Consider the following 20,698-nt stretch of genomic DNA (forward strand, 5'->3'; position numbering starts at 1 on the left):
GTTCGAGTGGCTGCCTCCCCCACCAACCCCTATTCCGAAGCCGGTGTCGATACCGCTGCCGGCGATCTCGCGGTCGAGCTGATGAAGTCGTCCGTGCGCGCGACGCACGGACACGAAGTGCTCGGCGGCGTCGGCGGTTTCGCCGGCCTCTTCGACGCGAGCGCGCTGCGCGACTTCCGGCGTCCGCTGCTGGCGACCAGCACCGACGGCGTCGGCACCAAGGTCGCGATCGCGCAGGCCATCGACAAGCACGACACGATCGGGCAGGACCTGGTCGGCATGGTCGTCGATGACATCGTCGTGGTGGGTGCGAAGCCCCTCTTCATGACCGACTACATCGCGTGCGGCAAGGTCGTGCCCGAGCGCATCGCCGACATCGTCCGCGGCATCGCCGGGGCGTGCGCGGCCACCGGCACCGCGCTGGTCGGTGGCGAGACGGCCGAGCACCCCGGACTTCTCGGACCGCGCGACTACGACGTGGCGGGAGCCGCGACCGGCGTGGTCGAGGCGGATGCGATCCTCGGCGCCGAGCGCGTGCAGGACGGTGATGCGGTGATCGCGGTCGCCTCCAGCGGCCTGCACTCCAACGGCTACTCGCTCGTGCGTCACATCATCACGGGCGCCGGCATCTCGTACGCCGACACCGCCGCCGACTTCGGCACCACGTGGGGCGAGGCCCTGCTGGAGCCCACCCGCCTGTACACGCTGCCGCTGCTGCGCCTGATCGAGCAGCTCGCGGGCGGCGTGCACGCCCTGAGTCACGTGACCGGCGGCGGCATCGCGGCGAACCTCGCGCGCGTGCTCCCGCAGGGCAGCTGGGCCGAGGTCGACCGCGGCACGTGGTCGCCCAGCCCGGTGTTCCGCGTGCTGAGCGACATCGCCGGGTCGACGCTGGAGTCGGCCGAGGGCACCTGGAACCTGGGCGTCGGCTTCCTCGCGGTGGTCGCCGGCGACAAGAAAGACGCGGCGATCGCGGCGCTGGACGCCGAGGGCATGCCCGCGTGGCAGGTCGGCACCGTCGGCTTCGGCCCGCGGCCGACCGGCGAGTTCGAGCAGGGCGCCAAGGGCGTCGACGGTGGAGCGGTGCGCCTAGTGGGCGCCTACGCGGACGGAGCGAAGTAACACCCCATGTGCGGCATCGTCGGAATGGTGGGGACAGCCCCGGTCAATCAGGACATCTACGACGCGCTCCTGCTGCTGCAGCATCGCGGGCAGGACGCGACGGGCATCGCCACGGCGGAGGCCAACGGCGTGATGCACAACGCGAAGGCGCAGGGCATGGTGCGCGAGGCGTTCCGCACCCGCGACATGCGCGCGCTGCTCGGCAACGTCGGCCTCGGCCACGTGCGCTACGCCACCAAGGGCACCGCGTCGAGCGAGGAGGAGATGCAGCCGTTCTACGTGAACGCGCCGTACGGCATCATCCTCATCCACAACGGCAACCTCACCAACACCCGTGAGCTCACGGCCGAGATGGCGAAGCGCGACCGCCGCCACCTGAACTCGTCGAGCGACACCGAGCTGCTGCTCAATGTGCTCGCGGGCGAGCTGCAGGCCACCACGTCGACGGTCGACCTCGACCCGGAGCGCATCTTCGAGGCGGTCGCCCGCACCCACGAGCGCATCGAGGGCGCGTATGCGGTGATCGCGGTGATCGCGGGCTACGGTCTGCTGGCGTTCCGCGACCCGTTCGGCATCCGGCCGCTGATCCTGGGCCGCCGTCCGTCGACCGTGCCCGGCGCGGAGGGACGCGACGAGTGGGTCGTCGCGAGCGAGTCGCTGGTGCTGGAGAACGGCGACTACGAGGTCGTGCGCGAGGTCGAGCCCGGCGAGGCCGTGTTCATCACGAACGACGGCGAGCTGTTCACGCGGCAGTGCGCCACGGAGACGCATCTCGCGCCGTGCGCGTTCGAGTACGTGTACCTCGCCCGCCCCGACTCGATCATGAACGGCATCTCGGTCTACGAGTCGCGCCTTCGCATGGGCGACAAGCTGGCCGATACGATCGCCAAGCACGTGCCGATGGACAAGATCGACGTGGTCATGCCCATCCCCGACTCCTCGCGCCCGGCCGCGATGGAGGTGGCCCGCAAGCTCGGCATCGAGTACCGCGAGGGCTTCTACAAGAACCGCTATGTGGGCCGCACGTTCATCATGCCGGGGCAGGCGGTGCGCAAGAAGAGCGTGCGCCAGAAGCTCAACGCGATGTCGGCCGAGTTCCAGGGCAAGAACGTGCTGCTGATCGACGACTCGATCGTGCGCGGCACCACGTCGAAGGAGATCATCCAGATGGCCCGCGACGCCGGCGCCTCCTCGGTGACCTTCGCCTCGGCGGCCCCGCCCGTGCGGCACCCGCACGTGTACGGCATCAACATGCCGTCGCGGCACGAGCTGATCGCGCACGGCCGCACGATCCCCGAGATCGCGGAGGAGCTGGGCTGCGACCACCTGGTGTACCAGGAGGTCGACGACCTGAAGGCCGCGATCACCGAGGGCTCCGTGCTGAAGGATCTCGACATGAGCTGCTTCGACGGCCGGTACGTCACCGGCACCGTCACCGACGAATACCTCGCCTGGGTGGAGGGGTCGCAGACCTCATGACGGCGCCGAGCGCGCGACCGCTCTGGAAGGGTCGGGCTCTCGCGCTGGTCGGGATCGTGCTGGTCGCGTTCTCGCTGCGATCGGCGGTCGCCTCGCTGTCTCCCGTGCTCGACCACGTCGCGGAGGACTTCCCGGTCTCGTCCGTGATCGTGGGGCTGATCGGCGCGGCGCCGCCGGTGTGCTTCGCGCTGTTCGGCCTGCTGACGCCGCTGTTCGAGCGTCGGTTCGGCCTGGAGCGGATGGCGGTCGTGGCGATCGTGCTGATGGCGGCCGGGATGCTGCTGCGTGGTCTGGCCCCGGACTCGTGGAGCCTGCTCGCGGCGACGGCCGTGGTGTTCGCGGGGGTCGGTTCGGGCAACGTGCTGCTGCCGCCGCTGGTGAAGAAGTACTTCGCCGACCGTCTCGGCGTCATGATGACCGCGTACTCGACCACGCTCGCGGTCTCCACGTTCCTGCCGCCGCTGGTCGCGGTGCCCGTGGCCGACTCGCTCGGCTGGCGCATCTCCCTCGGCATGTGGGGCGTGGTGGCGGCGCTGGCGCTGGTGCCCTGGGTCACGCTGCTGGTGCGCACGCGCGGGGAGCGCGATCGTCCGATGCCCACCGAGCTCCTGACGCCCGACCCGACCGACGGCGTGGACGATGTGCGTGACGCGGTCGCCGCCTCGACCGGACCGATCACGACCCAGTCGGCGAGCCCGCGCGTGTTCGGGCGGCTCTGGCGGCTGCCGCTGGCGTGGGCCCTCGCGCTCGTGTTCGGCACCTCGTCGACCATGGCGTACGTGGCGTTCGCGTGGCTGCCGACGATCCTGGTCGACCTGGGTGGCGTCAGCCCGGCGACCGCGGGCTTCCTGCTGTCGCTGTTCGCTCTGGTCGGGCTGCCCTGCTCGATGCTGGTGCCCGTGCTCGTGGTGCGGTTCCAGGCGACGCGGCCGCTGTTCCTGGTGGCGGTCGCGGCGGGACTGGTGGGGCTGCTCGGGCTGCTGCTCCTGCCGACCGTGGCGCTGCCGCTGTGGGTGGCGATCTTCGGCCTCACGGCCATCATGTTCCCGCTGAGTCTGGTGCTGCTGAGCATCCGTGCCCGCACGCCGGAGAGCGCCGTCGCGCTGAGCGGGTTCGTGCAGAGCATCGGCTATGCGATCGCGGCTGTCTTCCCGCTGCTGGTGGGGCTGCTGCACGAGACGACCGGCGGGTGGCAGGTGCCGCTGCTGGTCGTCGCCGCGGTGCTCGTGGTGTCGATCCCCGCGGGCATCGTCGCCGGTCGCCGCCGCACGATCGAAGACGAGTGGGAGCGCCGGCACGGCCACTGGTGACGCCGCTAGCGGATCGGCACCGAGGTCCCGTGGGAGACCCCCTCGTAGAAGTAGGTAGCGATGCCGATCGCCGCGAACGTCACCAGGACGAGGGCGAGAATGACGCCGGCTGCGATGAGGACGACCGCTTCTGATCGAGGCGGCCGCCGTGTGAGGCGATGGATCACCAGGATGAGCAAGGCGCCTTCGATGAGAAAGGCCCAGGGGCTGAAGAGGCCGAGAAGAGCGCCAGCCGCCGCCAAGGCCAAGATCCACCAGTACAATCGCGCGCGCTCCATGATGTAAAACTTTACTGCTCGTGAGTCCTCGTCCCCGCCCTGGGAAAACCGCGGGGCTCTGACGCGTCGGCTGGTCTGCGCGAACCGGCGTCAGCACTGGGAAGCGGAGGAGCGGGGCGAAGGGGTAACCTAACGTGTTACCTCTCGTTGTGCAGCGCGGTCTGTGGCCGCCGGAAAGCAGTGTGCCCGATGGACATGACATCACCATCCCGAGTCAGGACCGGTGCGGCGACCCCGCAGCCGGACGAACCCGGTGAGCGCTTCCTCAGCATCTCCAGCGTCGTCATCGCGGTCGTCTCGCTCGTGTGCGGCTTCGCGCTGTTCCCGCCACTGGTCGGTGTGATCGCCGGGCTCCTCGGTCGGCAGCGCGAGCCACGGGGGCACGCGATCGCGGCGTGGGGCATCGCGCTCAACCTCGTCGTGCTGTTCGGCTGGGTCCTGCTGCTGGCGGTGCTCGTGCTCACCGGCACGTTGACCGCACTCCTGCACCCGTAACCGCCCGGACACGACGAAACACCCGCACGAGGTGCGGGTGTTTCGAACCGGGAGGCTAGGCCTTCTCTAGTTCGTCTTCGTCTTCGTCCGCGTACTCATCGGCCCACTTGTCGACGTAGGCGTCTTCGTCGGAGTCGCTCGAATGCCCGAGCTCGCGCTCCAGCGCCGAGTAGTTCACCGACGGACTGTACGCCTTGAGTTCGCGGGCGATCTTTGTGTGTTTCGCCTTCTGACGGCCACGGCCCATGCCTGAGACCCCCTCACGAGTTAAGCTGCGGGCAGACGGGCGCCCGAGTCATTCACGACACCGGCTCGCGGCCGGTAAGAGTAGCATTCAGAATAGCATGCGGGGAACACGCCCTGGCCGATGCCGGGCCGCCGAAGGGAGCGATCTTCATGACCGACAGCACCTCGAACCCCTCCGATGAGGCCACGCAGAACGCCGCGCTGCAGAAGGCGGTCATCGTCGGCATCCAGGTTGATCAGGATCCGCGCGTGCTCGACGAGGCCGTCCGTTTCGCCCGGCTGCTGAACGCGCCGCTCGTGGTCGCGCACGTCGACGTGACCCGCTTCGTGACCTACGAGGACCCCGACGGCTATGTGCATTCGGCGCCGATCGACATCAACTTCGACGCGGGGGCTGCGGAGTTCGAAGCGGTCGAGGCCGCCGCTGCCACCCAGCTGCGCGACCGGGACATCACCTGGACGGCGCGTCAGCTCGTCGGCGACCCGGCGCTGGCGATCAAGCAGCTCGCGAACAAGCTCGATGCGCAGTTGATCGTGGTCGGCACGCGCAAGCGCGGCCTCGGCGAATCCATCCGGGAGTTCTTCACCGGCTCGGTGGCGGCACGCCTCACGCATCGCCAGCATCGCTCGGTGCTCGTGGTGCCGCTGGGCGAGCTCGTGCCCGACGACCAGAAGGAGATCTGGCCCGAGTAGTCGGACAGACGCGAGAGGGCCCCGTCGACCATTGTCGACGGGGCCCTCTCGCGTCAGCCCGTGTGGATGACGATGCCGCGTGCCGGTGCGAGGGGGCACTCCGGCGGGGATGCCGTTGCCGCGGTCGTGGGCGCCGGGAGCTGCGGAGCGGACCGATCCGCCGCCGGTGTCGGACGCGCGGGCGGGTCCACCGGCGGCGGGGTGTTCACGATCCCGACCGGCTCAGGCCCGCGGTGACGCCGCGCGCGGCCTCGTCGAGGGCGTTCTCGAGCTCGGTGACGATCGTCGCGGGGAGCAGCCCGCCCTTCGCCACGTGCGTGCGCAGGTCGGTGCGGACGCGTGCCCGGAACGCGTTGATGATCGCATCCGCGCGGTGGAGCTCGTCGCGGCTCGTAAGGCGCGCGTCGTCGGTCTCCGTCCGGGGGCGGCTCTTCGCCGCGGCCCTGTCGTCCTTCGCCGCGGTCGCGAGGTCGGCCCGCAGGCTCTTCATCGCCTCCTGCACGCTCTGGCGCACCTCGTTGGCGATCAGGCGCACCGAGTCCGTGATGCCCGCCTCGATACCCGCGAGGTCGGCCTCGCGCGAGGCGAGCTCGGCGCGTCCGGCCTCGGTGATCGCGTAGATCGTGGTGCGGCCGTCGACGGTCTTGGTCACGAGGCCCTCCTCCTCCAGCTTCGCGAGGCGCGGGTAGATGGTTCCGGCGCTGGGCGTGTAGGTGCCGCCCGTGCGATCGGTGAGCGACTGGATGATGCCGTAGCCGTGCTGCGGCGACTCGGCCAGCAGCGACAGCAGGTACAGCCGCAGGTCGCCGTGCGAGAAGACCGCGGGAGTCATGCTTCCTCCCATTCGGGGTCGTCGGCGATCGAGGCCGGAGTGCGGCGCAGCACCGTGACCCCGCCGGAGACGGAGTTGGCGCGCAGGTCGACGAAGCGCCCGGCGAGCTCGCCCGTGGTGCCGGTGTAGTTGCTCGGACCGGACGAGCTGCGCTCGACGCCGTCGATCAGGAGGCGGCCGCTGAGCGAGCGGATCACGTAGTTCGCGGCGAGCGACTCGTCGAGGCGCACGGTGGTGCCGCCCGACACCGAGTTGACGGTGATGGTGTTCACGTCGCCCGCGGCGTCGATCGTCGTGGAGCCGGAGACGATGTCGACGACCGCCTTGCGCACGGTGCCGGTCACCGCGACGTCGCCCGAGACGCTGTTGGCGTTGATGGAGCCGGTGAGGCCGCGCACCTGCACGTCGCCGGAGACGGAGTTGACGCTGAGGTCGCCGATGAGGGTGTCGACGATGATGTCGCCCGAGACGGTGTTGAGGCGGGCGTCGTTGCGGATGCCGGAGACGAGGGCGCCGGCGCTGACGACGCCGAGGGTGAGGGCGATCGACCGGGGGACGGCGACGCTGACCTCGGCGCGCGGGCCGCCCGAGCCGAAGTTGCGGAACACCTCGAGGAAGTTGTCCCAGCCGAGCTGCGGGTGGTCGATCTCGACCTCGCCGTCGTGGGACTCGATGCGGAGGTCCTTCGTGGTGACGCCGTGCACCTCGATGCGGATGCCCGGTTCGTCGTGGGCGATGACGTCGACCTGTCCGCCGACCAGGCCGATCTTGAGCCGGGTGGCCGACTCGATGTCGATGACGCGTTCCTCGCCGGGGGCGATGAGCCACTTCTCGGTCATGTGCTTCTCCTTGAGTCGGAATCACGATATATCGTGTGTCCCTCAGTGAACACGATATATCTCGATGTGTCAAGGGTGACCGCCACGACCGCTTGACATTGACGTTGCGTCAACTTCTACCGTGGAGACATCACACCGAGAGGAGGAGACATGACGAAGGCGGACTGGTCGATCCAGGAGATCGCACGGCTCGCGGGCACCACGAGCAGGACGCTGCGTCACTACGACGACATCGGCCTGCTCCCGCCCTCGCGCATCGCCGCGAACGGCTACCGGCACTACGACGGCGAGGCGCTCGTGCGGCTGCAGCGCATCCTGCTGCTGCGCGAGCTCGGATTCGGACTGCCGCAGATCGCCGACGTGCTGCGCGCCGACGCCGCACCGACCGAGGCCGCAGCCCTCGAGACCCACCTCGCGCTGCTGCGCGCGGAGCAGAACCGGCTGGCGCGGCAGATCGCGTCGGTCGAATCCACCATCACGGCATTGAGAGGAGGTGAGAACCTCATGGCAGAGAACATGTTCGACGGCTTCGACCACACCCAGTACAAGGAGGAGGTCGAGGAGCGCTGGGGTCGTCAGGCCTACGCCGACAGCGACCGCTGGTGGCGCGGGATGACCGACGCCGAGCGCGCCGACTGGCAGCAGCGCGTGTCCGACCTCGGACGCGACTGGGTCGCCACGGCCGAGAGCGGTGCCGACCCCGCGTCCCCCGAGGCGCAGGAGCTCGCGCGACGTCACGTCGAGTGGCTCACGGGCATCCCCGGCACACCCGCCGCGGCGCCCGGCGGCGACGTGAAGGCGTACGTGACCGGGCTCGGCGAGATGTACGTCGCCGACCCGCGCTTCGGCGCGAACTACGCCACCTCGGACGGCGGCACCCGCGGCGCCGAGTTCGTGCGCGACGCCCTCCGCATCTACGCGGACGGCAACCTCTAGCGGGTCCGGCCCGTCGCCCCGCTCCCGTCACCGGGAGCGGGGCGACAGGCACAGGCTCAGCCGGACGCCGAGCCGAGGTGACGGGCGAAGAAGCGAGCGGCGTCCTCCGCGGCGAAGGCCGGAACACCGGTGTGGCCGCCGAGGTTCGCCTGGAGAGTCTTCTCCGCCGAGGCGAACGCATCGAACAGCTCGAGCGCCATCCCGCGGTCGTTGCCCTCGTCGTCCCATTGCAGGAGCACGTGCACGGGGATCGTGATCCGTCGGGCCTCGGCGAAGGTCGCGCGCGGCACGTAGCTCCCGGCGAACAGGCCCGCGGCGACGATCCGCGGGTCGACAGCGGCCAGGCGCGTCGCGACCGCGATCACCCCGCCCGAGATCCCGACGCGCTCGCCGATCTCCGGCAGCGCGAGCACCGCGTCCATGGTCCGCTGCCACTCGGGCACCGCCGCGTCGACGAGCGGCAGGATCAGCCGATCGATCAGCTCGTCGCTTGGCGCGCGCGCTTCGTCGAGTGCGCGGACCAGGTCTGCGCGGGCCTCGGCGGCACCGGCGAGCGGTGTGCGCTCGCCCGCACCGGGAAGCTCGATCGCGACGGCGGCGAACCCCTGCGCGGCACACGCCCGCGCCCGGCCGGTGAGACGGGAGCGCATTCGCTGCAGGCCGAAGCCGCCGGGCTGGCCCAGCAGGACGAGCGGAACGGGGGTGTCGGGAGAGGCGGTGACGGGGGTCCAGAGCACGCCGGGGACGCCCCCGACGACGAACTCGCGTTCGATGACGCCGTCGCTGAGACGCGGCGCCGAGGTGAAGTGCATGGTCATGGTCGTACCTTTCGGGAATGCGGCAGAACTGCGGCACTCCCGGGCGACCTATCGCCCGACCGCGACTCCTCGGAGGAGCACCGACGTCGTTGTGAACACGGACACCACCTCCTCGCCTCGGGCACGGGATCCCAGGCTACCGCGCGGTCGAGGGCGGCCGCCGTACCGAATCCGGACGGCGGCGCGCAAGGGGGCGCTCCGCGGCGACGCCCGGGCGTAGGGTCGGGTCATGGTCCACCGACGTCGGCGCTCGAACGCCGCGCCGCTGTTCGTCGCCGCGGCCGCCGCCTACACGGCGAACTGCGCCCTCGGCGCCTCGGTCGCCCTCCGCCTGGTCGACACCCGGAACTTCCGGTGGCTGCACCACGCGCTCTACATCGCCACCTGCGCGACCGCGGCGCTCGCCGCCAGCGCCGGGCTGTGGGGCGAGCCGCGTCGCCCCAGCCGCCGCGCCGCCCTCGCCCTGCTCCCCGCGGCCGCGCCGCTCGCCGCGATCCCGTACCTCGGCACGCACACGCGCCGCCACCCGCTCGTGGCGCTGGCCGCCGCGCCCTTCGTCCTCGCGGGACTGCTGCTCTCCCGCTCCGCCGACCGGAAGTGAACGCATGGAACTCCTCGACGCCATCCGCCGCCGCAAGACCACCAACGGCCCGTTCCTGCCCGACCCCGTGTCGGAGGAGCACCAGCGCATCCTGCTGGAGGCGGCAGGGCGGGCGCCGTCGCAGCTGAACAGCCAGCCGTGGCGCTTCGTGGTGATCGAGAACCGCGACACCATCGAGCAGATCGCGCGCATCTCGGGCGAGAGCATGACCGAGGCGATGTCGAACGGCACCTTCTTCGAGCGCTACAAGCCGTACTTCCGGTTCAGCGAGGAGGAGATGGAGCAGAAGCGCAGCGGGATGCTGTTCGACAAGCTCCCCGCTCCGCTGCGGCCGTTCACCTCGCAGGTGTTCACGAAGCGGGGCCAGACGCTCATGAACACGTTCGGGGTGCCGAAGACGCTCGGCTCGGAGAACCGCAAGCTCGTGGCAGGGTCGCCGCTGCTGCTCGGGGTGATGCTCGACCGCAGCGAATACCGGCCGGGACAGCTGTCGTCGTTCTACTCCGTGTTCAGCATGGGGGCCGCGATGGAGAACGTGTGGCTCACCACGGTCGAGCTCGGGATGGGCATCCAGTTCATCTCCTTCCCGATGGAGGTGCCGGGGCGCTGGGACGAGATCGTGTCACTGCTGCGCGTGCCCGACGACCTGGAGCTCATGGCCGTGTACCGGCTGGGGTACCTGCCGCCCGAGCAGCGGCGCCCGGCGATCGACTGGTCGAGCAGCCAGCGCAAGCTCGCGTCGCAGTACGTGTTCCGCGAGAGCTGCGACACCCCGCAGCAGGGGTGGGACGAGCCGCTGCGCTGACGCTGTCGCGCGGGCCGGATCGGGCGGCGGCGAAAGTCGGGGAGAACCTTCGGGCCTGTCTCGGTGCGTGATGGTTTCGGGACGCTGGCCGGCCGCGCTGTTGGCCGCGGCCGGCCAGCTGGTGCTTTCAGTGGGTGTCAGCTGCGCGGCGTGGCAGCAGGGGGAGGGTGAGCAGCGAAAGCGCGGTGCAGGCGAGCACGATGAACAAGCAGACCAAGAGCCCGGCTTGTGGTGAGGTGCCCCCGGCTGCGCCGAGGTAGCTGATCGAGATGACGGCAGCACCGATCGCGGTCGCGATCTGCTGCGCGGCGTTCAGCGCTCCGCTGGCACTCCCGGTTTCGGAGTCGTCGACGTCGCCCAGTGCGACGGCGAACACGGTTCCGAACCCGCATCCCATCCCCAGACCGCAGATGAACAGCGGGATCGCCACCAGCCACGGCGAGCCGCTGGCGAGGGCGATGACCGCGAGGTAGCCGCTGACTCCGACCAGGAGCAGCACCAGGCCGATGAGCAGGAGACGTCGACCGAGCATGGGGATGAGCGCACGCGTGGAGAAGGACGCGGCGATGATCCCGACTGACGCGGCCGCGACGATAGCTGCTGCGGGAAGCACGGCCAGGCCGAGTCCGATTTGCAGATAGAGCGTCGTGGCGAACAGCACTCCCGCGGTGACGGCGAAGAACCCGACGCCCACGACGACCCCCGCGGTGAAGGATCGCTTGCGGAAGAGTGACGGCGCGAGCAGCGGGTGCCGTGCTCGACGCTGTTGGGCCACGAACGCGGCCAGTGCGGCGATCCCGAGCGCGCCCAGGAGAACAGGCCACCACGGCGTGAGCGGCGCCTGGAGCAGGGTCAGCGCGCCGAGGACGCCGAGCAGCCCGACGCTGAGGAGGATCACCGCCAGAGGATCGAGCGTGACCGCCGCATCGGCCTCGATGCGGGGCAACGTGCGGATGGCAAGCACGAGCAGGGCGGCCGCGACGAGAACGTTCACGACGAACACGGCACGCCAGCCAAGGCCGAGGGGGTCGGCTGAGATGACGAGTCCGGCGAGGACGGGACCACTGATCGAGCTGACAGCCATGAGCGGGCCGAACAGCCCGAAGACGGGACCGAGTTTGTCTCGCGGGAAGGAGCGCAGCAGGAGCGTGAAGCCCTGCGGGATCATCAGTGCACCGAACGCGCCTTGGATGACGCGGAACAACACGAGCGTGCCGGCGGTGGGGGCGAACGCGCACAGGGCGGATGCCGCCCCGAAGCCGCACAGGCCGATCAGGAACACCCGACGAGCTCCGTGCCGGTCGCCCAGACGCGCGCCGAGAACCAGCATGGAGCCGAGGGCGAGCGCATAGGACGCGCCCAGCCAGGGAGCCAGCCAGTCCGGAGCGCCGAACGCTTCCAGGATCGAAGGCGTGGCGATGTTCGTGACGGTTGAGCTCAGAAGGTCGATGACGTCTGCAACGAGCACGACGGCGAAGATCAGCCAACGAACGAGAGGGGAAGGGTAAGTGTTTTCACGCACAGCAAACAGCTCTCTGATGAGAGGTTCAGACGCTCCGGGATGGAGCGCCGTGCTGGCCGGAAGTCCCGACACGGCTGGAAGCCGCTGCACCTTACGAGGCGAGACGATACCACCCCGGGCCGCGAATGCCGCACCCCGGACGGGGCCGGGTAGCACCGCGGGAGAGACCTCGTGAGGTTCTACCCGCTGAGGCTCAGGGCTCGGTCGTGCGCGGGAACGACCGCAGGTCCTCCAGCGCCGGACCCTCGATGCGCGTGCCGTCCGCGGCGAACCGGGAGGCGTGCAGCGGGCAGTCCCACGTGCACTCCGCGTCGTTCCAGTCGAGCACCCCGCCGAGGTGCGTGCACACGGCGCTCACTGCACGGGTGACGCCGTCGACCGTCGAGATCGCCACGGGTCGCCCGCCCCGGTTCGCCACGACGCCCTCACCCTCCGCCGGCTGCGGCACCGGCACCGGCGTGGCCTCCGCGTCGACCCAGCCCTTGGTCGCCGCTGCGGCCACCTTGGCGCCCTCGACCGCGCCCCTGGCCAGGTCGGCGGGAACCGTCAGTCGCGTGCCGATGCGGATCATCCACGACGGGCGCTCGCTGCGCTTCGTGCCGATGACCTCCTCGGTGAGCCGCAGCGCCGCGGCCGGGGCGTTCGACAGCCCCCACTTGGCGTACCCGGTCGCGAAGCGGATGCGGCCGAGTCCGCGGGGCAGCGCCCCCACGAACGGGATGAGGTTGTGCGACTGGTAGTCCTGCGCCGACCAGCGATGCGTCTCCTCCGCGTCGGGGAAGTGCAGCCGCGTCCACGACACGAGGTCGTCGATGGCCGCGGTCTCGCCGTCCGAGCGCCCCACCGGGTGGCCGTTGCCGCCCACGACGAGCTGCGCCGTGCCCCCGGGGCCGTCGGCGTGCGACACCGGCCGGATCGACCGCGTGGGACTGTCCGCCGAGATGAACGTGCCCTCCGGCACGCCCCCGGACACCCGGAACGATACGCAGTAGGAGCGCATCCCGGCCACCTTGGAGAAGTACAGACCTCGGTCCAGGATCGGGGTTCCGGTGGCGAGGACGATGTGCTCCGCGAACATCGGCCCGGCGGCGGTCTCGACCCGCGGGTCGGGGAGGGCATGCGCCCCGGTGACCCGGACGCCCGTGTGGAGGGTGCCGCCGTTCGCCACGAACTCCTTCGCCAGGGCGTCGGCCACGGCGACCGGGTCGATCGTGACTTGGTGATCGAGAGCGACCGCGCCCGCGACCGGGAACGGCGTCGACAGCTCGTGCGGTGTGAGCAGCCGCGTCGGCAGCCCGGCCTCGCGCGCTGCGGCGTGCTGGTCGCGTACCGACTCCATGCCCTCGGCGCTCTGCGCGTACGTGTGGTCGGTGCGCTGCGTGTACGACACCCCGGCGCTGTCGGCGAAGCCCGTGAGCCAGTCCATGCCGGCGCGGTTCGCGTCGACGTAGGCCTGCACGAGCGAGGCGCTGTGGTGCTGCCGGATCGTGGCGAGCTGTTTCCCCTGCAGCAGCGACAGCTTGCCGGTGTTCCCGCCGGACGCCAGCTCGGCGATCGCGCCCGACTCGAGCACCGCGACATCGAGACCGGCGCGCGTGAGCATGACCGCGGTGGAGAGCCCGGTGAGTCCCGCGCCGACGATGATCACGTCGTGCCGTGCACCCGGGTCGAAGGGGGTGCCGAGGGGCGCGGCCTGGTCGACCTTCCAGAGAGGCATCATGCGACCAGTGAACGACGGCGGCGGCCGGGCTCCCAGCGGCTTGACAACGGACGGTCGCGCTGTCATGCGGCAGTACAGTGGCCAACGTGAACCTCCGCCGCGTGCTGCTCGTCGCCCTGGGCGGCACGGTCGGCACGGCGGCGCGGCTGGCGCTCGGCCTCGCGCTGCCCGACCCCGGGGGATTCCCGCGCGCGGTGCTGCTCGCCAACCTCCTCGGGGCGCTGCTGATCGGGGTGGTGGCGGCACGGCTCCCCGCCTCGGCCGACCTGCGGCTGCTGCTCGGCACCGGGGTGCTGGGCGGCTTCACGACCTACAGCGCCTTCATGACCGGGACGGTCGCGCTGTGGGGCACGGCCCCGCTGCTCGCGGTCGCCTACGCCGCCGGGAGCCTGGTGCTCGGGCTCGCTGCCGCCGCGCTCGGCCTGCGGCTCGGACGACCCCGGCGGGGAGGGGCGTCGTGAGCACCCTGCTGTTCCTCGCGGCGGCGCTCGCGGGCGGCGTCGGCGCGGTGCTGCGCTACCTGCTCGACCTCGGGGTGGCACGGCTCGCGGGGCGCCGTTTCCCATGGGGCATCCTGGCGGTGAACCTGAGCGGGTCGTTCGCGCTCGGCCTCGTGACGGCCGCGCTGCCCGAGCAGGCGTTCGTGCTGGGGGCGGGGCTCCTGGGCGGCTACACCACGTTCAGCACGGCCATGCTCGACGCGGTGGCCCTGTGGCGCGACGGCGCGAAGCCCGCAGCGGTGTTCGACGCGGTCGGCATGCTGCTGCTCGGGCTGCTCTCGGCCGTGCTCGGCCTGGGCCTCGGCGCGCTTCTCTGATCCGCCCTTGCGGAGGGCCGGTGGTCGCCGCTACTCTCGTGCTAATCGTTTAACGCTAAACGGTTAACACTGCTTTCCACCCGCTCGTGCACCCGTCAAAGGAGACCTCGATGCCCCGCACCACCCGTCGCGCCCTCGGCGCCATCGCCGCCTCGGCGGCCGCCGTCCTCGCGCTGTCGGCCTGCTCCTCCTCCGCCACCGGGGAGTCGTCCGACGGCGACATCACCCTCAGCTACGCCATCTGGGACGAGAACCAGAAGCCGGCCATGGAGGACATCGCCGCCGCCTATACCGAGGAGCACCCGAACGTCACGATCGAGATCCAGGTCACGCCCTACAAGGAGTACTTCACCAAGCTCCAGACCGCCGTCACCGGAGGATCCGCCGCCGACGTCTTCTGGATGAACGGCCCCAACTTCCAGCTCTACGCCTCCAACGGCCAGCTCGCCCCGCTCGACGGGGTCGACGCCTCCGACTACCCGCAGGGCCTCGTCGACCTGTACACCTACGACGGAAAGCTCTACGGCGCCCCGAAGGACTTCGACACCGTCGCCCTCTGGTACAACAAGGCGCTGTTCGACGCCGCGGGCGTGGAGTATCCCAGCGCCGGCTGGACGTGGGACGACTTCACCGCCGCGGCCGCGAAACTCACCGACCCCGCCACGGGCCAGTACGGCATCGCCGCCAGCCAGTACGGCCAGGAGAACTTCTACAACTCGATCGCCCAGGCCGGCGGCGAGGTCATCTCCGCCGACGGGACCGAGAGCGGCTACGGCTCGCCCGAGGCGCTGGAGGGCATCGAGCTGTGGACGAACCTCATCGCGGACGGGTCCTCACCCACCGCGCAGCAGATGACCGACACCAACCCGGAGGACTTCTTCCTCTCCGGCAAGGTCGCCATGTTCCAGAACGGCTCCTGGGCCGCCATCGCCTACGCCGACAACGCCGACATCGGCGGCACGGTCGACGTCGCCCCGCTGCCGGCCGGGCCCGAGGGCAACCAGAGCGTGATCCACGGCGTCGGCAACGTCGCCAACGCCAAGAGCCCGCACCTCGCCGCCGCCCAGGACTTCGCCGCCTTCGCCAGCGGTGAGCAGGCCGCGAAGATCCAGGCCGAGACCGGCACCGTGATCCCCGCGTTCAACGGCACCCAGCAGGCCTGGGTCGACGCGCTCCCGCAGTACGACCTCCAGGTGTACATCGACGCGCTCGACACCGCCGTGCCCTACCCCGTGTCGAAGAACACCTCGGCGTGGACCAGCATCGAGAGCGAGGTGCTGTCGCAGGTGTGGTCGGGTGCCGTCACCCCGAAGGACGGCCTGAAGGACCTCGCCGCACAGATGCAGACCGCGCTGGACGCCGAGCAGGAGTGAGCGCATGACCGTCATCGCGCCCCGCGCGGTCGCGCCGACGGCCGAGCGGACGCCGGAAGCCCGCCCCTCCGGTGTCCGCCGTCGGCGCCGCACCCCCGGCGCCTCGCCCTGGTGGGCCCTGGTGTTCCTCGGCCCTACCGCCCTCGGCCTGGCCGTGTTCTACCTGTGGCCGACCGTGCGCACCCTCATCATCTCGTTCACCAAGTCGGGCCCGTTCGGCGGCTCCGAGTGGATCGGCTTCGACAACTACGCGCGACTCCTCCAGGACCCCGAGCTGCTCGGCGCGCTGCGCAACACCGCCGTCTACACCGTGATCGCCCTGATCGGCATCCCGATCGCCGTCGGCATCGCCGCCCTGCTCAACACCACCGGCCTGAAGGGGCGTAGCGCCTACCGCACGCTCTACTTCATCCCCGTCGTGACCATGCCCGCCGCCATCGCGCTGGTGTGGCGCATGATCTACAACGGCGACTACGGCGTGCTCAACGCCGCGCTCGCCGCGGTGGGCATCGAGGGGCGCAGCTGGCTGACCGACCCGAACACCGCGCTCGTCGCGATCGCCGTGGTCGGCATCTGGGCCGGACTCGGAACCAACATCGTCATCTTCCTCGCCGGGCTGCAGGGCATCCCCGACACGATCATGGAGGCGGCCGATCTCGACGGCGCCGGACCCGTGCGGAAGTTCTTCTCGATCACGATCCCGCTGCTGTCGCCGTCGATCTTCTTCGTGAGCGTGATCAGCGTGATCGGCGCGCTCCAGGTGTTCGACCTCGTCTACATGATGCTCGGTCGCAGCAACCCCGCGATGCCGAACACCCGCACGGTCGTCTACCTGTTCTACGAAGCCGGATTCCTCGACAACGACCGCGGCTACGCGGCCGCCGTCGCGTTCCTGCTGCTGCTCATCATCCTCGTGCTGACCATCGTGCAGTTCCGGCTCCAGAAGAAATGGGTGCACTATGAGTGACGTCTCCCTCGACACCCGGGCCGTGGTCGGCGCCGCGTCCACGCGCTCGCGCGGCGCCGGACGCCCCCGCAACCGCGGGCTGTGGATCGTGCACGTGGTGCTGATCCTCGGCGCCGTGCTCATGGTGTTCCCGTTCGTCTGGCAGCTGCTGACCTCGTTCAAGACGCTGTCCGACTCGGTGCAGGTGCCGCCCTCGTTCCTGCCGCGCGAGTGGGTCTTCACGAACTTCGCCGAGGTGTTCGACTCGATGCCGTTCGGCCAGATGTTCCTCAACTCGGTGCTGCTGACGGTCGGCCGCACCGTGGGGCAGGTCGCGCTGTGCACCATGGCCGGCTACGCCTTCGCGCGCATCCCGTTCCCCGGCCGCAACGCGCTGTTCGTCGTGTTCCTGTCGGTGCTGATGGTGCCGTCGCAGCTCTACCTGCTGCCGCAGTACGAGATCATCCAGTCGCTCGGCTGGCTCAACACGCTCCAGGCGCTCATCGTGCCCGGCATCTTCAGCGCCTTCGGCACCTTTCTGATGCGGCAGTTCTTCCTGTCGATGCCCGCCGAGCTGGAGGAGGCGGCGCGCATCGACGGCGCGAATCCGTGGCAGACCTTCTGGCGGATCATGGTTCCGCTCGCGAAGCCTGGCATCATCGCACTTGTGGTGTTCACCGTGCTGTGGTCCTGGAACGATCTGCTGTGGCCGCTGATCGTGACCACCGACCCCGCGAAGATGCCGCTGTCGGTGGGGCTCTCCCAGCTCGTCGGCATCCACGGCACCGACTACCCGGTGCTGATGGCGGGCGCCCTGCTCGCGACGCTGCCCATGCTGGTGACCTTCATGATCCTGCAGCGGCAGTTCATCCAGGGCATCGCGTTCAGCGGGACGAAGGGCTGAGTCATGGCACAGCGTGAACACGTCCCGGCCCGCCGCCCGACCCTGCGGATGGTCGCCGAGCGCGCCGGGGTGTCGACCGCGACCGTGTCGTACGTGTTCTCCGGACGCGCGGGTGCCAGCGGCGCCGGTGTCGCCGAGGCCACGGCCGCCCGGGTGCTCGCCGCGGCGGAGGAGCTGAACTACCGCCCGAACACCGCGGCGCGGGCCATCCGCACCGGGCGCAGCGGCATGGTGCAGCTCTCCCTGCACATGCTCAGCGACCCGTGGTCGCTCGCGGTGGCCGACGCCGTGAACGCCGAGGCCAACAAGCACGGCCTGACCACGCTGATCCTCGCCGACGGCGACTGGCACGCCGCGCTCGACCGCGTGGAGAGCGACGTGGCCTACCTCGACGGGGTGGGCCTTGACGAGGAGGACGCGCGGCGGCTGGGCGACCTCGTCAAGCGCGGACAGCGGCTCGTCGTGTTCTCGGAGCACCTGGAGCCGGACGGCTTCGACGTGATCCGCTCCGACGCGATCCCCGGGTGCGAGCTCGCGATGGACCACCTCCTGGAACGGCACACCGCCATCGGCTGCATCGCCGCGGAGGGGGCCGTGCGCCTCGCGGGGACGCAGGTGACGCGGTACACGCCCTACGTCGAGAAGCTCGCGGCGGCCGGGATCGAGCGCACGCCGGAGTGGACCGTGACCTACGCGGAGACCCAGGCGAGCGCGTTCACCGCGGCCATCGAGCTGCTGTCGCGGGACGATCGCCCTGACGCCGTCTACGCCACGACCGACTTCGCCGCGATCGCCGCCATCAACGCCGCCCACATGCTCGGGCTGCGGGTGCCGCACGACGTCGCGGTGATCGGCGTCGGCAACACCCCCGACGCCCGGCTCATCGCCCCGACGCTGACCACGGTCGGCCCCACCGACTTCTACGAGCGGCAGGCGCGCATCATCGTCGACCGCGCCCTCGAGAGCGATCCGTCGCCGGGAACCCTGCACGAGTTCCCGTGGTCGCTCGTCCCCGGCGGCTCGACCGACCTCGACGCCCCCGGCCCGCGCGCCCGCTGAGCCGCGACCCCTCTCTGCATCGACTTTCACGAAGGACTTCTGTTGGACCTCCACATCGGCATCATCGGCTTCGGCGCGCGCTCCACCCTCCACGAGGAGGTGCACCGCCCGGGTCACGGCTCCCGCATCACGGCGGTGTGCGACCTCTCGCCCCGCGCCAGGGACGACGCCCGCGCGCTCGTGCCCGACGCCCTCATCACCGGCTCGCTCGACGACCTGCTCGCCTCGGGCGTCGACGCGGTCATGGTGCTCACACCGGACGACACCCACGCCGCCCTGACGATCCGGGCGCTGGAGGCCGGGGTGCCCGTGTTCTGCGAGAAGCCGCTCGCGATCGACCTCGCCGACGCCGACCGCATGCTCGCCACCGCGCGGCGCACCGGCACCCGTCTCTACATCGGGCACAACATGCGTCACATGCCCGTGATCACCCTGATGCGCGACCTGATCCGGCAGGGGCGCATCGGCCAGGTCAAGGCCGTGTGGGTGCGGCACTTCGTCGGCCACGGCGGCGACTTCTACTTCAAGGACTGGCACGCCGACCGCAGCCGCACCACCGGGCTGCTGCTGCAGAAGGGCGCCCACGACCTCGACATCATCCACTGGCTCGCCGGCGCCTACACGGAGCGGGTCGCGGCGATGGGCGGGCTGAGCGTGTACGGCGACATCACCGACCGCCGCGACCGCACGGGGGAGCGGATGCCCGACTGGTTCAGCATGGACAACTGGCCGCCCACGGCGCTCACCGGGCTGCACCCCGTGGTCGACGTGGAGGACATCTCGATGGTGAACCTGCAGCTCGAGTGCGGGATCCTCGCGTCGTACCAGCAGTGCCACTTCACGCCGGACTACTGGCGCAACTACACGGTGATCGGCACCGAGGGCCGCATCGAGAACCTCGGCGACGTGGCCGGCAGCGAGGTGCGGCTGTGGAACCGGCGGCACGCGGGAGCGGCCCCGGCCGACGAGACCTTCATCGTGCCGGAGGTGCCGGACGCGGGTCACGACGGGGCGGACGCCCTGCTCGTCGCCGAGTTCCTCCGGTTCGTGCGACACGGCGGGCTCACCGCGACCTCGCCGGTTGCAGCGCGCGAGGCCGTGGCGGCCGGGATCCTCGCGACCGCGTCGCTGCGCGGAGACGGCTCGGCGATCGCGGTGCCGCCGCTCGACCCCGACCTCGTGGCCTACTTCGAGCGCGGACAGGTCGAGACCGCCGCGGCCTGAGCCGACGCGGAGCCGCGGCTCTCAGGCTCCTCACACCGGAGCGAATGTACAAACGTACATGTACGGGTGTGCGGGAGGTGCGGGATGGCGGAGAGCGGGCGTCGACGGCGCGACCCCGAAGCGCGCCGCCGGGAGATCGTGGCCGCCGCGGCCGAGCTGATCGTCGAGGTCGGCGCCGAGGCCATCACGCACCGCATGGTCGCCGCCAGGGCGGGGGTGCCGCTCGGCGCCACGACGCAGTACTTCGCCACGCTCGACGACCTCCGCGGCGCCGCGTTCCGCGCCCTCGCCGACGAGATCGAGTCCCGGCTCGACGGCGTGCGGCAGACCCTCGCCGAGCAGGGAGCGGGGCCCGGGGTGATCGCGGCCCTCGTATGCCGGAGCGCCGAAGACGGCCACGCCGTGCAGGCCGACCGCGCCGTGGTCACCGCGGCCGTGCACGACCCGCGACTGCGCGAACTCGCCCGCCACCTGTCGGACCGCCTGGTCGACCTGCTCGAGCCGACCTATGGCGCCGACCGCGCCAAAGCGGCGATGATCTTCATCGACGGGGTCATGTGGAGCACGCACATCCGCGACGACCGCCTCGATCAGTCCTTCCTCGAGACCGCACTGGCGCGGATCCTCGGAGATCCCCTCTCCACCCCCTCCGCCGCGACAGCCACCCCCTGACACCGAG

Annotated in this window: 23 protein-coding genes; 16 read left to right on the plus strand and 7 right to left on the minus strand. The window is 70.7% G+C overall.

Translation table 11 applies throughout. The features are described 5' to 3' along the window. The first annotated feature begins 6 nt into the window (after positions 1-6). From purM to ACFWCH_RS07780, 3 genes are read left to right on the plus strand one after another with little or no spacing between them, the layout of a single operon-like run. Positions 7-1,122, plus strand: a complete 1,116-nt coding sequence (gene purM / locus ACFWCH_RS07770; protein WP_378803280.1) for a phosphoribosylformylglycinamidine cyclo-ligase — start codon at positions 7-9, stop codon at positions 1,120-1,122. A gap of 6 nt (positions 1,123-1,128) precedes the next feature. Next, a complete protein-coding gene (gene purF, locus ACFWCH_RS07775) occupies positions 1,129-2,601 on the plus strand; it encodes an amidophosphoribosyltransferase (RefSeq protein ID WP_378803281.1) in 1,473 nt (490 codons plus the stop codon). Continuing rightward, positions 2,598-3,911: a CynX/NimT family MFS transporter gene (locus tag ACFWCH_RS07780; protein ID WP_136029178.1), complete on the plus strand. Its 1,314-nt coding sequence runs from the start codon at positions 2,598-2,600 to the stop codon at positions 3,909-3,911. Before purF ends, ACFWCH_RS07780 begins: the two co-directional genes overlap by 4 nt. A gap of 5 nt (positions 3,912-3,916) precedes the next feature. On the opposite strand, the gene ACFWCH_RS07785 is transcribed toward ACFWCH_RS07780, so the two are convergent. Further along, positions 3,917-4,189, minus strand: a complete 273-nt coding sequence (locus ACFWCH_RS07785) for a hypothetical protein (protein ID WP_378803282.1) — start codon at positions 4,187-4,189, stop codon at positions 3,917-3,919. 195 nt (positions 4,190-4,384) lie between these two features. Between ACFWCH_RS07785 and ACFWCH_RS07790 the strand changes: the two genes are divergently transcribed. Continuing rightward, positions 4,385-4,684, plus strand: a complete 300-nt coding sequence (locus tag ACFWCH_RS07790) for a hypothetical protein (RefSeq protein ID WP_136036064.1) — start codon at positions 4,385-4,387, stop codon at positions 4,682-4,684. A gap of 55 nt (positions 4,685-4,739) precedes the next feature. Here the strand turns inward: ACFWCH_RS07790 and ACFWCH_RS07795 are convergent, their stop codons facing one another. After that, entirely contained in the window at positions 4,740-4,931 is a 192-nt protein-coding gene (locus ACFWCH_RS07795; protein WP_136029183.1) for a DUF3073 domain-containing protein, read from the minus strand. A 149-nt stretch (positions 4,932-5,080) separates the two neighbouring features. Between ACFWCH_RS07795 and ACFWCH_RS07800 the strand changes: the two genes are divergently transcribed. Next, positions 5,081-5,623, plus strand: a complete 543-nt coding sequence (locus ACFWCH_RS07800; protein ID WP_378803284.1) for a universal stress protein — start codon at positions 5,081-5,083, stop codon at positions 5,621-5,623. Positions 5,624-5,828: 205 nt separating this feature from the next. Here the strand turns inward: ACFWCH_RS07800 and ACFWCH_RS07805 are convergent, their stop codons facing one another. Together ACFWCH_RS07805 and ACFWCH_RS07810 are read right to left on the minus strand one after the other, a co-directional pair. Then, on the minus strand, positions 5,829-6,455 hold the full coding sequence (locus ACFWCH_RS07805; RefSeq protein ID WP_136029187.1) for a PadR family transcriptional regulator: 627 nt from the start codon (positions 6,453-6,455) through the stop codon (positions 5,829-5,831). Next, positions 6,452-7,294: a DUF4097 family beta strand repeat-containing protein gene (locus ACFWCH_RS07810; protein ID WP_136029189.1), complete on the minus strand. Its 843-nt coding sequence runs from the start codon at positions 7,292-7,294 to the stop codon at positions 6,452-6,454. Before ACFWCH_RS07810 ends, ACFWCH_RS07805 begins: the two co-directional genes overlap by 4 nt. 150 nt (positions 7,295-7,444) lie before the next feature. On the opposite strand from ACFWCH_RS07810, the gene ACFWCH_RS07815 reads away from it, so the two are divergent. Beyond that, the gene (locus ACFWCH_RS07815; RefSeq protein WP_378803285.1) at positions 7,445-8,230 is read left to right on the plus strand and encodes a MerR family transcriptional regulator; all 786 of its coding nucleotides are present in this window, start codon (positions 7,445-7,447) and stop codon (positions 8,228-8,230) included. A gap of 56 nt (positions 8,231-8,286) precedes the next feature. On the opposite strand, the gene ACFWCH_RS07820 is transcribed toward ACFWCH_RS07815, so the two are convergent. After that, positions 8,287-9,048: a dienelactone hydrolase family protein gene (locus ACFWCH_RS07820; protein ID WP_378803286.1), complete on the minus strand. Its 762-nt coding sequence runs from the start codon at positions 9,046-9,048 to the stop codon at positions 8,287-8,289. A 229-nt stretch (positions 9,049-9,277) separates the two neighbouring features. Between ACFWCH_RS07820 and ACFWCH_RS07825 the strand changes: the two genes are divergently transcribed. Both ACFWCH_RS07825 and ACFWCH_RS07830 read left to right on the plus strand, forming a co-directional pair. Beyond that, entirely contained in the window at positions 9,278-9,649 is a 372-nt protein-coding gene (locus tag ACFWCH_RS07825) for a hypothetical protein (protein WP_247638255.1), read from the plus strand. Positions 9,650-9,653: 4 nt separating this feature from the next. After that, a complete protein-coding gene (locus tag ACFWCH_RS07830; protein ID WP_136031382.1) occupies positions 9,654-10,454 on the plus strand; it encodes a nitroreductase family protein in 801 nt (266 codons plus the stop codon). Between the two features lie 127 nt (positions 10,455-10,581). On the opposite strand, the gene ACFWCH_RS07835 is transcribed toward ACFWCH_RS07830, so the two are convergent. Together ACFWCH_RS07835 and ACFWCH_RS07840 are read right to left on the minus strand one after the other, a co-directional pair. Beyond that, a complete protein-coding gene (locus tag ACFWCH_RS07835) occupies positions 10,582-12,048 on the minus strand; it encodes an MFS transporter (protein ID WP_378803287.1) in 1,467 nt (488 codons plus the stop codon). Positions 12,049-12,169: 121 nt separating this feature from the next. Next, a complete protein-coding gene (locus tag ACFWCH_RS07840) occupies positions 12,170-13,696 on the minus strand; it encodes an FAD-dependent oxidoreductase (protein ID WP_136035249.1) in 1,527 nt (508 codons plus the stop codon). An 86-nt stretch (positions 13,697-13,782) separates the two neighbouring features. On the opposite strand from ACFWCH_RS07840, the gene ACFWCH_RS07845 reads away from it, so the two are divergent. The 8 genes from ACFWCH_RS07845 (at position 13,783) to ACFWCH_RS07880 (ending at position 20,691) form a co-directional block, all read left to right on the plus strand. Further along, on the plus strand, positions 13,783-14,157 hold the full coding sequence (locus ACFWCH_RS07845; protein WP_378803288.1) for a CrcB family protein: 375 nt from the start codon (positions 13,783-13,785) through the stop codon (positions 14,155-14,157). Continuing rightward, positions 14,154-14,513 carry a fluoride efflux transporter FluC gene (locus ACFWCH_RS07850; protein WP_378803289.1) on the plus strand — a complete coding sequence of 120 codons (360 nt, stop codon included), beginning with the start codon at positions 14,154-14,156 and terminating at the stop codon, positions 14,511-14,513. Before ACFWCH_RS07845 ends, ACFWCH_RS07850 begins: the two co-directional genes overlap by 4 nt. A 110-nt stretch (positions 14,514-14,623) precedes the next feature. Next, on the plus strand, positions 14,624-15,886 hold the full coding sequence (locus tag ACFWCH_RS07855; protein WP_378803290.1) for an ABC transporter substrate-binding protein: 1,263 nt from the start codon (positions 14,624-14,626) through the stop codon (positions 15,884-15,886). 4 nt (positions 15,887-15,890) lie between these two features. Further along, on the plus strand, positions 15,891-16,853 hold the full coding sequence (locus ACFWCH_RS07860) for a carbohydrate ABC transporter permease (protein WP_136031392.1): 963 nt from the start codon (positions 15,891-15,893) through the stop codon (positions 16,851-16,853). Further along, a complete protein-coding gene (locus ACFWCH_RS07865; protein WP_205814301.1) occupies positions 16,846-17,736 on the plus strand; it encodes a carbohydrate ABC transporter permease in 891 nt (296 codons plus the stop codon). The genes ACFWCH_RS07860 and ACFWCH_RS07865 overlap by 8 nt, the downstream gene beginning before the upstream one ends. A gap of 3 nt (positions 17,737-17,739) precedes the next feature. Further along, positions 17,740-18,795 (plus strand): LacI family DNA-binding transcriptional regulator, encoded by a 1,056-nt coding sequence (locus ACFWCH_RS07870; RefSeq protein WP_378803291.1) that lies wholly within the window; start codon positions 17,740-17,742, stop codon positions 18,793-18,795. A 42-nt stretch (positions 18,796-18,837) separates the two neighbouring features. Next, positions 18,838-20,019 carry a Gfo/Idh/MocA family protein gene (locus ACFWCH_RS07875; RefSeq protein WP_378803292.1) on the plus strand — a complete coding sequence of 394 codons (1,182 nt, stop codon included), beginning with the start codon at positions 18,838-18,840 and terminating at the stop codon, positions 20,017-20,019. An 84-nt stretch (positions 20,020-20,103) separates the two neighbouring features. Then, positions 20,104-20,691, plus strand: coding sequence for a TetR/AcrR family transcriptional regulator (locus ACFWCH_RS07880; protein WP_378803293.1), 588 nt, complete (start codon positions 20,104-20,106; stop codon positions 20,689-20,691). Positions 20,692-20,698: the final 7 nt, after the last annotated feature.

This window comes from Microbacterium sp. NPDC060132 (genome assembly GCF_042729675.1).
Taxonomy (GTDB): domain Bacteria; phylum Actinomycetota; class Actinomycetes; order Actinomycetales; family Microbacteriaceae; genus Microbacterium; species Microbacterium sufflavum.

What these genes read in the sequence shown, in the direction of transcription:
- ACFWCH_RS07830 (WP_136031382.1), top strand. Translation starts at nt 9,654, where the DNA reads ATGGAACTCCTCGACGCCATCCGCCGCCGCAAGACCACCAACGGCCCG.
- ACFWCH_RS07810 (WP_136029189.1), bottom strand. Translation starts at nt 7,294, where the DNA reads ATGACCGAGAAGTGGCTCATCGCCCCCGGCGAGGAACGCGTCATCGAC.
- ACFWCH_RS07790 (WP_136036064.1), top strand. Translation starts at nt 4,385, where the DNA reads ATGACATCACCATCCCGAGTCAGGACCGGTGCGGCGACCCCGCAGCCG.
- ACFWCH_RS07780 (WP_136029178.1), top strand. Translation starts at nt 2,598, where the DNA reads ATGACGGCGCCGAGCGCGCGACCGCTCTGGAAGGGTCGGGCTCTCGCG.
- ACFWCH_RS07820 (WP_378803286.1), bottom strand. Translation starts at nt 9,048, where the DNA reads ATGACCATGCACTTCACCTCGGCGCCGCGTCTCAGCGACGGCGTCATC.
- ACFWCH_RS07870 (WP_378803291.1), top strand. Translation starts at nt 17,740, where the DNA reads ATGGCACAGCGTGAACACGTCCCGGCCCGCCGCCCGACCCTGCGGATG.
- ACFWCH_RS07800 (WP_378803284.1), top strand. Translation starts at nt 5,081, where the DNA reads ATGACCGACAGCACCTCGAACCCCTCCGATGAGGCCACGCAGAACGCC.
- ACFWCH_RS07860 (WP_136031392.1), top strand. Translation starts at nt 15,891, where the DNA reads ATGACCGTCATCGCGCCCCGCGCGGTCGCGCCGACGGCCGAGCGGACG.
- ACFWCH_RS07840 (WP_136035249.1), bottom strand. Translation starts at nt 13,696, where the DNA reads ATGATGCCTCTCTGGAAGGTCGACCAGGCCGCGCCCCTCGGCACCCCC.
- ACFWCH_RS07795 (WP_136029183.1), bottom strand. Translation starts at nt 4,931, where the DNA reads ATGGGCCGTGGCCGTCAGAAGGCGAAACACACAAAGATCGCCCGCGAA.
- ACFWCH_RS07825 (WP_247638255.1), top strand. Translation starts at nt 9,278, where the DNA reads ATGGTCCACCGACGTCGGCGCTCGAACGCCGCGCCGCTGTTCGTCGCC.
- ACFWCH_RS07815 (WP_378803285.1), top strand. Translation starts at nt 7,445, where the DNA reads ATGACGAAGGCGGACTGGTCGATCCAGGAGATCGCACGGCTCGCGGGC.
- ACFWCH_RS07855 (WP_378803290.1), top strand. Translation starts at nt 14,624, where the DNA reads ATGCCCCGCACCACCCGTCGCGCCCTCGGCGCCATCGCCGCCTCGGCG.
- purF (WP_378803281.1), top strand. Translation starts at nt 1,129, where the DNA reads ATGTGCGGCATCGTCGGAATGGTGGGGACAGCCCCGGTCAATCAGGAC.
- ACFWCH_RS07880 (WP_378803293.1), top strand. Translation starts at nt 20,104, where the DNA reads ATGGCGGAGAGCGGGCGTCGACGGCGCGACCCCGAAGCGCGCCGCCGG.
- ACFWCH_RS07805 (WP_136029187.1), bottom strand. Translation starts at nt 6,455, where the DNA reads ATGACTCCCGCGGTCTTCTCGCACGGCGACCTGCGGCTGTACCTGCTG.
- ACFWCH_RS07785 (WP_378803282.1), bottom strand. Translation starts at nt 4,189, where the DNA reads ATGGAGCGCGCGCGATTGTACTGGTGGATCTTGGCCTTGGCGGCGGCT.
- ACFWCH_RS07865 (WP_205814301.1), top strand. Translation starts at nt 16,846, where the DNA reads ATGAGTGACGTCTCCCTCGACACCCGGGCCGTGGTCGGCGCCGCGTCC.